Source organism: Bacteroides sp. AM37-9 (assembly GCF_003603455.1).
In the GTDB taxonomy this organism is placed as follows: Bacteria; Bacteroidota; Bacteroidia; order Bacteroidales; family Bacteroidaceae; genus Bacteroides; species Bacteroides xylanisolvens.
This window is the reverse complement of record NZ_QTNF01000030.1, coordinates 23765-38406: the sequence shown is the minus strand read 5'-3', so window position 1 is coordinate 38406 and position 14642 is coordinate 23765. Positions and strand designations below refer to the sequence as shown.

The 14642-nt window shown below is 41.9% G+C and carries 9 protein-coding genes; 7 read left to right on the top strand and 2 right to left on the bottom strand.

The genetic code is table 11. From position 1 onward, the window contains the following. Positions 1–1336: beta-galactosidase (locus tag DW862_RS18590; protein WP_207895168.1), on the bottom strand; the 1336-nt coding region annotated here is incomplete at its 3' end. A 40-nt stretch (positions 1337–1376) separates the two neighbouring features. Then, positions 1377–2369: a glycoside hydrolase family 43 protein gene (locus DW862_RS18585; protein ID WP_120069840.1), complete on the bottom strand. Its 993-nt coding sequence runs from the start codon at positions 2367–2369 to the stop codon at positions 1377–1379. A 282-nt stretch (positions 2370–2651) separates the two neighbouring features. On the opposite strand from DW862_RS18585, the gene DW862_RS18580 reads away from it, so the two are divergent. The 7 genes from DW862_RS18580 to DW862_RS18550 all read left to right on the top strand — a co-directional run bounded on the left by DW862_RS18580 (position 2652) and on the right by DW862_RS18550 (position 14623). Continuing rightward, on the top strand, positions 2652–3749 hold the full coding sequence (locus tag DW862_RS18580) for a family 43 glycosylhydrolase (RefSeq protein ID WP_004316154.1): 1098 nt from the start codon (positions 2652–2654) through the stop codon (positions 3747–3749). A gap of 202 nt (positions 3750–3951) precedes the next feature. After that, a complete protein-coding gene (locus tag DW862_RS18575; RefSeq protein ID WP_115483735.1) occupies positions 3952–5127 on the top strand; it encodes a glycerophosphodiester phosphodiesterase family protein in 1176 nt (391 codons plus the stop codon). A 30-nt stretch (positions 5128–5157) separates the two neighbouring features. Further along, positions 5158–8154 carry a SusC/RagA family TonB-linked outer membrane protein gene (locus tag DW862_RS18570; protein ID WP_004316158.1) on the top strand — a complete coding sequence of 999 codons (2997 nt, stop codon included), beginning with the start codon at positions 5158–5160 and terminating at the stop codon, positions 8152–8154. 12 nt (positions 8155–8166) lie between these two features. After that, entirely contained in the window at positions 8167–9942 is a 1776-nt protein-coding gene (locus DW862_RS18565; protein ID WP_004322306.1) for a RagB/SusD family nutrient uptake outer membrane protein, read from the top strand. A 52-nt stretch (positions 9943–9994) separates the two neighbouring features. After that, positions 9995–11455: a right-handed parallel beta-helix repeat-containing protein gene (locus tag DW862_RS18560; protein ID WP_117683434.1), complete on the top strand. Its 1461-nt coding sequence runs from the start codon at positions 9995–9997 to the stop codon at positions 11453–11455. A gap of 22 nt (positions 11456–11477) precedes the next feature. Beyond that, on the top strand, positions 11478–12377 hold the full coding sequence (locus DW862_RS18555) for a fimbrillin family protein (protein WP_008642684.1): 900 nt from the start codon (positions 11478–11480) through the stop codon (positions 12375–12377). Positions 12378–12394: 17 nt separating this feature from the next. Further along, positions 12395–14623, top strand: coding sequence for a fimbrillin family protein (locus tag DW862_RS18550; protein ID WP_015531731.1), 2229 nt, complete (start codon positions 12395–12397; stop codon positions 14621–14623). Positions 14624–14642 lie beyond the last annotated feature (19 nt).

The window sequence follows — 14642 nt, the reverse complement described above, 5'->3', positions numbered from 1 at the left end:
TGTTCATATCGAAAAGCAGTCCAATGCGTCGGGAAGCCAGCTGTTTGGGCATACGGCTTTTCTTATCGTAGGCGGCACGAAGCTTTTTCATCTCCTGCGTAATACGTACATATTCTTCACCGCCCGGAGAAAGAGTCACCCCATCGGTCATTATCATGCCGTAATGATATTGCTCACTGCCTTTCAGAGGTTGACGGAAACGGTAATTGCACACAAACTTCCCACCACCTGCAAAAACGTGATACACCCACATACGCACAGCGCCGGGTAAGGGTTGAGGGTTATACACTCCCCAGTTTACTTGACCGGGCTGTAGTTCCATCACTCCGAATGTTTTGCCGACACGGTTACGAAACTGGTCATTTGAAAATCCGAGATCTTCGGGAATCCCCATCCGGAAACCTTGGCTACCTATTCCCTGATTATGTCCAGTCACCAGATAGCGGGTGTAGGTCAGGAAGTCCGTATGATCGATCCGTACCGGATCAACCGGATTGAAAACAGGAATCAGGTTGGTAGTGATCCATTGGTCTTTGTGGATATGCCGCCGGAGGATGTCTGCCTGCATATTAACAAAGCCCGCCAATTCGTCCGCCATAAAACGGTTCAGGTCGAGCATGGCATGAGGATTGGGCTTTTCAGGTACCTCCTGCTGGTTGGGAAGGCGAACCTGCTCGAAGTTCTGATAGGTTTCGCTCCAGAAAGAGGTGCCCCATGTATCATTCAGTTTGTCGATGGTGCCGTATTTCTTCTGTAACCAGACACGGAATTTTATTTGTGCATTTTCACTGTAATCCACTACTCCGTAATGTCCCGGCTCGTTGTCAATCTGCCAGCCGATAACAGCAGGGTGATTGCCATAACGCATTGCCAGACGGGAAACAATGTTTTCTACATAACGACGGTAACGGTCGCTACTCCAGGAAGCATGCTGACGCCGTCCGTGTTGAATAGAAACTCCATTATCCCGCTGAATCAGTATGTCGGGGTACTTTTTTGACAGCCAGACGGGAGGTGTGGGAGTAGGAGTACACATAATTACCTTCAGACCATATTTCTCTGCTAAAGAGACGGCACGATCCAGCCACTCAAAATCATACTTTCCTTCTTCCGGCTCCATCATGGCCCAGGCGAACTCCGCAAAATGGGTGAACTTGATTCCCATCTCCGACATTTTCTTCAAATCACGTTCCCATTGGGAGGAATCCCATTGCTCGGGGTAATAGTAAGATCCTAGAGCAAACAACTCTTCCGGAGGAAAAGATTTATCGACCGGAGATTGAGCAAAGGATACCAATGAAAACAATAAAGCTAAGACTAATAAGGACTTTTTCATGGATATTATTTTAAGTTTCATCGCTATAATAAATAACTGGTTAGCGCAATGGTCTGGCTTTTATTCCGCCGGAGGTCATTTTTACAGGTTTGATAGTACCGTTTTTATTAAAATACATTCGGTCAATGCAAGTAATGCGGTAGTTCCCATCGGTTTCACCCAAAGGGCGGCGATGATAGACAATATACCATTCATCCTTTCCCGGACCTTTGATAATGGAATGATGTCCGGCACCATTAGCTATTTTAGTGTCCTGCTCCAGAATCTTTCCGACTCTTTTGAACGGACCAAAAGGCGAATCCGCAATGGCATACGCTACACAATAATCGGGTCCTGTCCAGTCGCCTTCTGACCACATGAAATAATATTTGCCATTGTGTTTAAGCATAAAAGGTCCTTCTATATAATTTTCCGGAGTCACTTCTTTATAAGTTGTTCCGTCTTCAAAAGGTACGATACTGATTAGATCAGATCCCATCTTCACCATATTGCAATGTCCCCAACCGCCGTAATACATATAATACTGACCGTCATCGTCCTTGAATACAAACTGGTCAATAGGTTGCGCTCCGTTCACGATCTTGCCGATCAGCGGCTTTCCGAGCGCATCCTTGAAAGGACCTTCCGGACGATCGGATACAGCCACACCTATACCTCCCACTTCACTCTCATGATATATGTTGTTTGCTCCAAAATAGAAATAATATTTCCCATTTGCTTCTATCACGGCAGGTGCCCATAAAGCATTCCTTAACCAGCTGATATTTTCGACAGAAAGGACTTTCGGGTGTTTTCTCCAGTGTACCAAATCTGGGGAAGAAAAGGCATCCATGTACAATTGTTGTTCGAAAGGAGCTGAATAAGTCGGATAAATCCAGTATTTATCACCGAAAACGACTCCTTCGGGATCTGCATACCAACCGTCAAAAACCGGATTAGTACTTGTCTGTTTTTTGCCCGTATTTGTTTGAGCAAATAAGGTTACTGAACAGCAACACATAATCATGAAAAAGAATACTATTTTGGAATTCATGTCTATAAATATTAAAGTTATGCCACAAAAATGATGAAAAATCAATGAAATAAAGGTTGATTATTTGCCAATAAATAGCGAGAATCAACCAAATTGCCGGAAAAATAATTATTTCATATATTGCTGCTTGTAAAGGGCTGTTTTGATTTGTTTTTTCACTTTCTTTGTTTGCAGGTTCAACACTTTTGTTATATATTGCCGTCCCATTTTCGTTGTATCTGTCTTGAATTTCTTAATTGGTCATTTAACAGGCTATTATTTATATATATTATAAGTATTACTATGCGAATTTTATTGTATTTTCTCCTTATTCTTTTGGTGGGTTGCTCATCCGGTCAGAATAAAAAAACACATGAGCGGGTAGACCTCGATTCCGTACCTGTTTATACGAATCCGCTTTTGTCAAGAGGAGGAGACCCATGGGCGGTATTCCATAACGGAATATATTATTATACCCAAAGTATGAGCGACCGCATCACTTTATGGGCAACAGATGATATAACCCGGTTGGCGGAAGCATCCCAGAAAGATGTGTGGGTACCTCAAAATTCGTCAAACGCATTTCATCTTTGGGGACCTGAAATACATTACATTAATAATAAATGGTATATTTATTGTTGTGCGGATGATGGAAATATTGATAATCGTCAGATTTATGTGCTTGAGAATGAGTCTGCTGACCCGATGAAAGGGGAATTTGTCATGAAGGGAAGAATATCAACTGATGAAGATAATAATTGGGCAATTCATGCCAGTACTTTTGAACATGGAGGAAAGCGTTATTTAATCTGGTGTGGATGGCAGAAACGTAGAGTTTATCAGGAAAATCAATGTATTTATATTGCCGAAATGGAGAACCCATGGACACTGGCTTCTGACCGTATTTTGATTTCCGAACCAGAATATGAATGGGAATGCCAGTGGATCAGTATAGATGGTAATAAAACTGCCTATCCGATTCGTGTCAATGAAGCACCGCAATTCTTCTATTCTTTGAAGAAAGATAAGTTATTGATTTATTATTCGGCAAGTGGTAATTGGACTCCTTACTACTGTGTAGGACTGCTGACTGCCGATACTGACAGCGATCTGCTGAATCCGGCTTCTTGGAAAAAGGCACCGGAGCCTGTGTTTAAGCAAGCACCGGAAAATCATGTATATGGACCCGGTAGTATCTGTTTTATTCCTTCACCTGACGGTAAGGAATGGTATATGCTTTATCACGCCCGTAAGAGTTTGTATGATATGCTTGTTTTGGATAGCCGGACGCCGCGTATGCAGAAAATAGAGTGGGATAAGGAAGGAATCCCTGTTTTAGGAATTCCGCAGAAAGAAGGATTCCCGCTTCGCAAACCGTCAGGCACTCCTGAACGCAAATGAAAATAGGGGGCGTACTTTTTGCAATACGCCCGTTTTATTCAAAAAGAGCCCGTTTCTTTCTTTTCTTATTTAAATGGTCTTCTTTTTCACGAAAAGAAAAATTCTCATCTTTTATTGAATGTTTTTTTTCCTTTTTTTTAGTGCGTATTACTTATGTTTGCAACGTAATCTATTAAATAAATCAACTAATGTAAAACGCGCAATGAGAAATGAAAATCTATTGTCCTTTCTTCTTATAAAGAGAAGAATTTTAAAATTACTGGCTATAAAATATGCATACAGTTTAATTGTTTTATGCGGAATTAGTTTTATGGCATGTTCAGATGATGATCCCGTAAAAAAGAATCCTTATCTGCAAACGAGCACCCGTGCTATGCTGAAAGAGGTAGTGGAAGTGGTGTTTAACAATATCGACAGTAATACTGACGTTACTGTCGACTTTGGTGACGGAACAGTCAAGGAAGGGAAAGCAGCTACGCCTATCACTCATGCTTATACACAAAGTGGTGACTACACGATGTTAGTGACAGCGGGTGAGCATGCAGTACAGAAAAGGATCCGTATTTACGACTTATTGGCACTGACAGAAGCCATGAAGCAATTCAGGGATGCAGATAACAAAATGGTATGGGCTATGACGCATCGCTCTCATACAACAGACAAGACTATTCCCGAAAATTCGGTATCTGCTGTAGAAGCTGCCATCAATGCAGGAGCGGATGTGATTGAATGTGACACTCATCTCACAAGCGATGGAGTAGTTATGGTGTGCCATGACCAGACAATCAATGCTACGACTAACGGCACAGGGGATATTACGAAAATGACTTATGCTGAAATTCAGCAATATAATCTGTTGGACCGGAATGGAAGGGTGACCGATGAGAAGATGCCCACATTGGAAGAGTTTCTGAAAGCAGGGCGTGGAAAAATATATTTCAATCTGGATTATTCTCCACGTACAGCCTCTACCCAAGAGGTGATGAATGTTGTCAAGGAACTGGATATGATGGAACAAGTCTTTTTCTATTGTAACAGTAGCCAGAAAGCAGAAGAAGTGTTGTCTATTTCTAAAAAGGCACACGTGTACACATGGGCACAAAGCGCTTATAAACCTCTGGTAGGACTTCCGGGTAATTACTTCGTGCAATATTCTTATGCTCCCAACGGACAAAGTACTCCTATAGGAACTGCCGTCAGTGAGGGAATGATTCCTACAGTCAATATGCTTCATGTATTATCCGGATTAATACCTGAATATGATATAAATACGACTTATCTGGATGAGCTTCTTCAGATTTATCCTGAAGTACGTATGATACAGACAGATGCACCGGAAGTATTAATCTCCGCTTTACAAGCAAGAGGATTGCGTTAACTTTATCATCTAACATAAAATCATTTATTTATGAAGAATATTCATTTCAAAACGTGTACCTGTCTGTTAGGTATATTGCTGATACTGTTTTCCGGTATACAGGTAAAGGGAGCTTCTTTGGAAGTTCAGCAGGAAAGTAAGGTATCAGGTACGGTGACGGACGAAAAGGGCGAACCAGTTATTGGCGCTTCCGTAGTAGTCGTAGAATCGAAGCAGGGTACTATTACAGATATAGACGGTAAATTTCTGGTGAACGTACCTAAGAATGGACACCTGAAAGTGTCTTATATCGGTTATGAAACACAAGAAGTGGCTGTTAAAAACGGCCAGTTATTGAAGATCGTATTGAAAGAAGAATCGACCGCTTTGAATGAAGTGGTAGTGGTGGGTTACGGTACGATGAAACGGAAAGAAATGACTTCGGCTATTTCGCATATAGGTGCGAAAGATCTGAATCAGATATCCAGCCTCGATGCCTCCATGCTTTTGCAGGGGAAAGTTTCCAGCGTTTCGGTTTCTAACACAGCTCTGGCCGATCCGAACAATCAAGGAAGTATTCAGATTCGTGGTGTCTCTTCCCGTAATGCAGGTTTAGGACCGTTAATTGTGGTAGACGGAGTGCCGGGAGGTGATATGACGAATATTAACCCTGCCGATATTGAATCGATTGATGTATTGAAAGACGGTGCTGCTTCTGCGATCTATGGTACGCGGGGTAGTAACGGGGTTATCCTGATTAATCTAAAGAAAGGGACCAAAGATGGACAGGTTCATACAACCTATAGTACTTCCGTTACTTTTAATAAAGCTAAAAAAGAACTCGACATCATGAATGCGGAAGAATACCGTGCTTATCGCACAGTGTCTAATCCGCTTTCCGATATGGGAGCTGATTCAGACTGGTTTGATGCCGTTACTCAATTGGGGGTGACTCACATGCATACATTGACATTTTCCGGCGGTAATGCGAGAACCAACTATCGGGTGACCGCCGACTATCGTAATGCCCGTGGTATTGATTTGCGTTCCGACCGTCGTGAATATGGAGCACGTGCCAATATTAACCATACAACCAAAGACGGGCTATTCACGTTCTCTGCTAATATAACTCCTCGTGTTATCGACCGGAACAAATCAGCCAATGTATATAGCAATGCTATTAAAAACAATCCGACAATGCCTATTTATGATTCGGAATCGGCTAATGGGTACTATCGTTTTCCCAGTGGAACGGAAGGTTCTAATATCGTAGAGCAATTGAATGAAGAAGAGAATGGTACGGAAATTAAGTTGCTGGAATGGAATGCTACGGCTGCCGTTAATCTGCTGCCTCTGTTTAATCCGAAGAATCCGGACATGGTATTGAAGTCGCAGGTCACTATTTCTCAATATCAAGTTGATAAATTTAACGGATGGTTTACACCGTCTACTTATGGTTCTAACGTAAATGATGGTGTCACCGGAAAAGCCAGCCGTGACTTCGACAAAAGTACGACTAACAATCTGGAATGGGTAACAAATTTCTCTACACGTATCAAGAATCATCAGATCCGTGCAATGGTGGGGTATAGCTATAATTATGGTGTAAATTCCGGAATGTCTGCTGAAAACTGGAATTTCTCTTCGGATGGATTGACGTATAATAATCTGGGTTCCGGGCTGGAAGCGGCAAAAGATGGAAAAACAATGATGGGCTCCTATAAGAATGACCATAAGTTAATCAGCTTCTTCGGACGTGTTAATTATGATTGGAAAGAGCGCTACCTGTTTACTTTCTCTTTACGCCACGAAGGGTCTTCCCGCTTTGGCGAGAATCATAAATGGGGCAATTTCCCGGCTGTATCTGTCGGTTGGCGTATCTCGGATGAGAAGTTTATGAAAGGACTTTCATGGATTGATGACTTGAAAGTACGTTATGATTATGGGGTGACAGGTAATCAGGAAATAGGAAATTATAATTCTCTGGCTACTTACCGGGCTTTCGGTTGGTATCAATACAATGGTAACCGTTTTCATGTATGGGGACCGAGCAAAAATACGAACTCGGAATTGCGCTGGGAGAAGGGACATAATCAGAATGTGGGTTTGGACTTCTCACTCTTCTCACACAAAGTGACCGGTTCATTTAACTATTTCCATCGTAAACAAAGTGATTTGCTCGGAGATTATTCTGTACCGGTACCACCTAACTTGTTCTCCACCATCTATACCAATGTAGGTACATTGCGTAATACCGGTTTCGAACTTGATGTTACAGTAAATGCTGTCCGGACAAAGGATTTCACTTATAGTTTCACATTAGTGGGGGCTACTAATAACAATAAGTTTGTTAGTTTTTCCAACGATATATATAAAGGACAAAAATATTACTCTACCTGTAGCATGGCGAATCCGAATAATCCGGGATATTTGCAGCGGATTGAAGAAGGGGAACGTATTGGTAACTACTTTACATATCGTTATGCAGGAGTGGATAAAAAAGGTGACTGGCTGATTTATGATAAAAAGGGGAATGTGATTCCTGTAGCCCAAGGTACGGAAGAGGATAAGTCTGTGACCGGAAACGGTTTGCCGAAATTCACCGGCTCTATGACGCATAACTTCACTTATAAGAACTTTGATTTGTCTGTTGCCCTCCGTGGTGCTGCCGGGTTTGACATATTCAACGTGCATGATTTCTATTTCGGATTGCAGAGCATGACTACCAACCAGTTGACGACCGCTTATTCGAAGAATGCACATATCACGACAGGTAAGAATGTGATTACCGACTATTTCATTGAACCGGGTGATTATCTGAAGATAGACAACGTCACTTTAGGATATACCATGAACCTGAATAAGAAATATATTGAAAAGATACGTTTGTTCGGTACGGCCAACAATCTTTATACGTTTACGAAGTTTACCGGTGTAGATCCTTCTACCTACGAAGTGAACGGACTGACACCGGGTACTTTCGGAGGAGGATATAACTATTATCCGTCTGCTTTTCAGTTTATTTTAGGATTACAAGTAAGTTTCTAATAAAAGACGATTATGAAAATAACAAAATATATCATTGGATTAGGGATAATGGCAGGTACAGTCATTAGTTTGCCATCCTGTACAGATCTGTCGGAAACGGTGTATGATCAGGTCATGTCTCAAAACTATTATAATACCAAACAGGATGTTATCAACGCCGTTTTTCGTCCGTTTGAGCATATCTATGAATCCATTGTCAGACGTCATGAACACGAAGAACTGACAGGGGATCAGTTGATAACGCCTACTCGGGGAACTTGGTGGTATGATGGCGGTAAATGGGAAAAATATCATTATCATCAATACGATGACATTAATCAGGAAGACTGGACAAACGAGTGGGAAGGCATGTATGGCGGTATCGGTCAATGCAATCTGGTGTTGGATGATTTGTCTCAATTGAATCCTTCTAAATTTAATTTAAGTGACAGTGAGTTTGATAGTTTTAAAGCGCAACTACGTTGTATGAGAGCTTATTGTTATCTTCGCCTGCTTAATAGTTACCGTAATTGTATCTTAACTACGACTTCTGACCAAGCGGTCAATGAACAGCCGGAAAACCGGAAGCAGGTATCTCCACAGGTTATGTTTGATTTTATCGAAAGTGAGTTGAGAGATGTCTGTCTGGTAGCTTTACCTTCCAAAATCGGACAATCTGGTAATGGCGGTCAACAAGGACAATTTACCAAGGCGGGAGCTGCTGCATTGCTGGTACGTCTTTATTTGAATGCGGAAAAGTGGATTGGACAGCCCAAATGGCAGGAATGTATCGATATGTGTGAGCGTATCACCGGAGGAGAATTCGGTTATTATGCAATCGCTAATAACTGGTACGAACCTTTTGACTGGAATAATGAAATGTGTAATGAAGTAATTCTCGGTTTTCCCGGTTCTTATGGATTGACTAGCTGGCATCTGCAAAATGACAAGAGAACTGTTTACGGACGGGCCCTTCCTTATGGTTGTGAGAAATACCTGAAAATTGAAGGAAATGGCAGCCGAAATCCCAAATATGCACTTTCGCCAAGTTATAATAACCAGCAACCACGTGCATTGTTTGATTATGAATTGGGCATGGTTACGCAGAAATTCGCCAAATATGCAGGCGATAAACGTTATAAACAATATGTAAATACGAGTAATAATACACGGGAAGGTATGTTCTTCATGGAAGGGAAAATAGCTAATTCCAGTATTAGTGGGGGATATGCCAAGAATCCGGATAATCAATATGTCCTTTACCTACTTGATCAAGTGGGACGTTTTGAAGGTAACGCAGAATCCGGTTATATTGCCAACCCGAATTATCAGGAGTCTAAACTGGGAAACGGAGATTTCAACTCGGGGCTTTACTGTGTGAAGTATCCTTTCTATCCGTTTGATGGAGGATATTTTATAGAGTCGGATTATACGGAAATCCGTTTGGCGGAGATTATTTATTCGCAGGCGGAATGCCTTCTTCGTCTCGGACAGGCAGGCGAGGCCGGCAAGCTGTTGAACAGCGTGCGTAAACGCAACTATGAAAACTTTACTGCAGATATCGCTTATCAGCCGGAAGGTAACGTGGTACTTGATCTAAAAGAAATGCTTGATGAATGGGGGCGGGAATTTCTTGCGGAGAGCCGTCGTCGGACGGATTTGATCCGCTTCGGAAGATTTCAGGATGCATGGTGGGACAAGAAACGGGATGCAGATACTCATTATGAATTGTTTCCGTTTTCACAGACCCAATTGGAGCAGAATGAATATCTGAAACAGAATCCCGGTTATCCGGATATTGCCCGTTAAGCGGTGAACTGTAGTTATTTCAATTTAGTGTACAAGTTTAAAATGAAGAAAAATGAAAAATAAGTTGCTCACAATATCAAAGATTGGGCTTCTGGCCTTCACTATTTTAGTGAGCCAGGCGTGTCAGGAAGATTATGAGATGGTTGATCCTCCGATGATTACTGATTATGATGATGATCTGGATGAAGAAGTTGTCTTGCAAAAAGGACTGGAAAGTTATTTTGTAACTCAATTCGGTGAAGGGGACATGGATGGTACTTCATGGGATCAGGCAATGGATGTAGCTGGTTTTCGCAAATTATTGAGTGGATCTATCGATCTGTCCAAGAGTACTATTTACATGAGCCAGGGAAAATATGTGATGTCCGAGACCGGAGGACTCGGGGTGATTATCCGCAAAGACATTAAAGCGATCAAAGGAGGATATAGTTTGTTGAGCGAAGGGATGGATCTGACGAAGCGTTCTATTGATACTTATAAGACAGTGATCAGCGGAGATGTAAACGGTAATAATCAGGCTGATTCCGGTGATTGCGGATTATTGTTGGTGAAAGGGGGGATTATTGGGATTGAAGGAGTTACTTTTCAATATGGGTACCTCTCTAATAATGATGCCAAGTCTAACGAGTGTGGTAGCGGAATTTATATCAATGGTAATGCCAATAGTACTTCTGTCGAATTAACGGATTGTATCATCAGGGATTGTAAAACGGAAGCTGTCAACGGGCAAGGGGGAATAGCGGGAGGTACAGCTATTCTTATTGCTTCCGGGAGCTCGAAACTTAACAATGTGAAGTTTCTGGATAATGCGGCGGATAGCCGTGGCGGAGCAATACGGTGTAACAGCGATAAGGCTGTTGTGTTTATGAATAATTGCCTGATAACAGGCAATTCAGTAAGAGAACTTTTTGGAGTCGGTATTCAGGTATCATCGGGACATATTTGTATGAATAATACAACCATTGTCGGAAATTCGGGAAAAGGTGCTGCTTTAAACGGGGGAGGTAGTTTCATGCTCGCTAATAGTACGATTGTAGGGCATGATATTGATCAGGAGTATGGCGCCTTCCGATGTGAAACCTCTATTGATGGTGATACTAAGTTTATTAATAACCTGTTGATTTCCGAGAATTCTACTGCTCCGAGCTTCATTTTGAATGGAGCAAATAAAGAAGCTTATTCAATGGGGTATAACTTATATCAGCGAGTTAATAATTTTACGATGAATATTCTTGATACAGCTTATCCTACCCTTGTGAATGGTAACCTGGCAGAAGAGGGTGTTTATAAGTGGGATATTAATCAGATCGGACAGGTGACTGGCTATGCTACCAAACAAGCTGTGGTTAATGCTGTGAAAAGTTTCAATCCTGCTGCTTCTCCTGTGGTTAATTTAGGTGAAGTCTTTGTGGAATGGATTGGTGAAGATGCTTTCGGATTGGATCAGCGTGGCGTGACACGCAATCCTGATAAGATGCAAATGGGAGCTTATGATGCTGTATTGTCCAACTGAATCTTTAAAAAGTAATTGTGATATGAAAAACAAATTTTATATAATGACCGCTTTGGTCATTAGTCTGACAGGCTGTTCAAACATTGAAGACGGGACGCAGCCGACCGGCAACTTTCCCGAAGATCATATAATCCGTATTGTGACAGAAGTGAATGCGCCTGTGTCGCGTGCCGGATATGATGCAAGTAATCTGGAGAGTTTTGGACTGATCATTCATAACAGTGAAAACATTGCTTATGATTATAATTCGCAAATGGTAAAATCTAATAATGACTGGAATACGGCGGACGGGCAACAAATGCTTTGGGATAATGCAAGAACTCCGGTAACAGTAGTGGCGTATGCTCCTTACATTTCGGAAGCTAGTTTAGACACTCCGTTAGCTATCAACATACAAAGCAACCAAACTACTGAAGAAAATGTGATTGCTTCTGATTTCCTGTTGACTAAATCAATAGTTGATCCGAAACAGGATCTCACCGCAGATGGTAGATTGAAAGTTACTTTGGATCATGCCATGAGCAAGCTGATTATAAAAGTGACGGTAAATAATGGTATGGAAGATGCGGCGATCAGTAAACTGGGCGATATGGCTGTAAATGGTACAATAGCGGGTGGTATTTGTGATTTGTCAGTGCCGGAACCGGTAGTCATTCCACGGGAAGATGCTGTAGCTACAACTATCGCCCCCTATAAGGGTACGGATGGGTATGAATGCATTCTTCTCCCGCAAACAATAATAGAAGGCTTTTCTGTCAATTTCAGTTATGACGGAAAATTGTATATATGGACTGCCGAAGAGCCCATTGAGTTGCAAAAGGGAGTAGAGCATACGCTGACACTGAATGTAAATGAAACGGCACGGTTGGCTACCATGCAAATGAAATATCGGGCAACCGGTCAGATTATCGATCAGAAATAAAAAGGAGGAGATGAGTTATGAAAATTACTAAACATATATTGGCTGCATGTATATTAACGGGTATGGCAGCTTGTGATACGGATAAAGAGATAGCCGTGTTCAATGAAGACTCCGGTGCAATCAAGATCAATGCTGTTATTGATGCTGCATATACCCGTAGTAATCCTACAGGAACAAATGAACAGCAAATGCAATTTAATAATGGAGACCAGATTCTGTTGAGTTGCGAAGATGGTAGTGTGACTTATATGTTGTCTGGAGGGCAATGGGCTCCTACGGATAACTATTATCTTAGGTGGGGAAATGAACCTGTTACTTATTCTGCCTTTTATCCGGTGACTGAAGGAACAAGCGTAGCCAACTTCTCTCTTCCTATTAATCAGCAGAGTTTGGAAAATCTGGCGAGCGCAGACTACATGACTTGCACAGTAGAAGATGCTATAAATGAGGGATCAGGTGTCCTTCATCTGAATATGAACCGGAGAATGGCGAAAGTTATCATGACATTGGACGATATAGACTCACAAAGTAAAGCTCTAGGAGTTAAAATCGGTTCCTATCAGGGATATACGGACGGAAATGTTTCATCGGGAACTGCACTTGTTTCACCGTATGTCACCATTCCTGAAGGAGGGAAAGCCGGACAAAGCGGATGTAAATATACGGCGATCGTAGCTCCGGGAACTGCAAATCCTAATAGTACTTTCGTTTCTTTAAATTACAAGGGGGAAGATCTGGTATTGCCGGGCATTCCTGCAATAAAGGCCGGATTTTGTTATGAATTTACTTTGAAAGTAGAAGGTTCGGTCATTAGATTGAGTGAACCGATTGTCACTCCATGGGAGACTGGTACAATCAATGGGGGAGATGCAACGGAATTGCAATTGGACGCTTATTATGTGAAAGAGCATGCTACAGGGAATGCTACCGGTATGGATTGGGATAATGCAATGGGAGTAGACGGGTTACGCAATCTATTGAGAACTAACACTAACAGTGCGATCACGACTGCGAATGCTAAGAAATTGGATGGTAAGAATATCTATGTGGCAGGCGGTACCTATTTGATAGCAGATCAGGAAGCCGGTCTGAAAATAGAGTATAGCGGATATAGTAAACAAGTCGAAATAAAGGTTGTGTGTGGATATGATCCTCAAAGTACCCGGAAGGATTTAAGCAAGCGTGATCCTGTCCGGTATCTGACTACTTTCACAGGAGATGCAAATAATAACGGCATTGCGGATGCGGGTGATTATTCCTTGTTTACATTAGGAAACCAGATAGATATTACATTTGAAGGTTGTACGTTCTCTTGCGGTTATCATCCCAATGAGAAAATAAATGGCTATAGTGGTGGATTCCTGATTGCGAATGGTAGCAGTGGCAATGCAACATTACAGTTGAATCATTGTATCATTGAAAAGTGCTATAATGCGGGAGTAAATGGTTCAGGTGAGGCTGGTGGTTCCGGTATATTCATGTATAAGGGGACAGCCAAACTAAATCATGTGCAGTTGAGAAACAACAAGGCATCTTCGCGTGGAGGCGCAATTCGTGTCAATGACAGTGGGAGTATTCTTTTTATGAATAATTGCTCCATTACAGGCAATGAAGGCGGACAGTTCGGTTATGCTATTCAAATGTCAAACGGTCATTTATGTATGAATAATACAACTGTTACCAATAATAGTGGTAGAGATGGAACCATTAACGGCGCGGGGAGTATGTTGATTGTAAACTCTACCATTATCGAGGATGGTGCTCAAAATAGCGGGGCTGTTATTCGTTGTGAATCCTGGCCGGCCCGGCAATCATTCTTGATGAATAATATCATCCTGAATAAAAATGCAGCTAATCCGGTTGTTGAAATGTCCGGTGATGATACTCGCCATTTGACATCCAAAGGGTATAATCTGATGGGCGGTACGATCATGCCTGCATCAACCAACAAGTTTACAACATCAGAGTTTGATAAGTATAACAGTACGATTAGCTCTTTAAATGTCGTATGGGATGCCAATCGTTCTGTCTATACTTGGGACGGGAATGTGAATGAGTTTACCCGGACTGCTGCCGACGCTGTTAAGAATGCGATCACAACCGGCTTTAAACCGGATAGTTGTCCTTTCCAGAATTTAGGTGAGGAGTTTGGAAAATGGTTGGATGAGATGGATGCTTTTTCCACTGACCAGTTGGGGAATCCGCGTGATAAAAATGCGATGTGGCCGGGAGCTTATCAAGAATAATGATACAATTTATTTAAAC

Coding starts and splice junctions, on each gene's coding strand:
- DW862_RS18570 (WP_004316158.1), top strand. CDS start 5,158: ATGAAGAATATTCATTTCAAAACGTGTACCTGTCTGTTAGGTATATTG.
- DW862_RS18565 (WP_004322306.1), top strand. CDS start 8,167: ATGAAAATAACAAAATATATCATTGGATTAGGGATAATGGCAGGTACA.
- DW862_RS18585 (WP_120069840.1), bottom strand. CDS start 2,369: ATGAATTCCAAAATAGTATTCTTTTTCATGATTATGTGTTGCTGTTCA.
- DW862_RS18575 (WP_115483735.1), top strand. CDS start 3,952: ATGAGAAATGAAAATCTATTGTCCTTTCTTCTTATAAAGAGAAGAATT.
- DW862_RS18555 (WP_008642684.1), top strand. CDS start 11,478: ATGAAAAACAAATTTTATATAATGACCGCTTTGGTCATTAGTCTGACA.
- DW862_RS18550 (WP_015531731.1), top strand. CDS start 12,395: ATGAAAATTACTAAACATATATTGGCTGCATGTATATTAACGGGTATG.
- DW862_RS18580 (WP_004316154.1), top strand. CDS start 2,652: ATGCGAATTTTATTGTATTTTCTCCTTATTCTTTTGGTGGGTTGCTCA.
- DW862_RS18560 (WP_117683434.1), top strand. CDS start 9,995: ATGAAAAATAAGTTGCTCACAATATCAAAGATTGGGCTTCTGGCCTTC.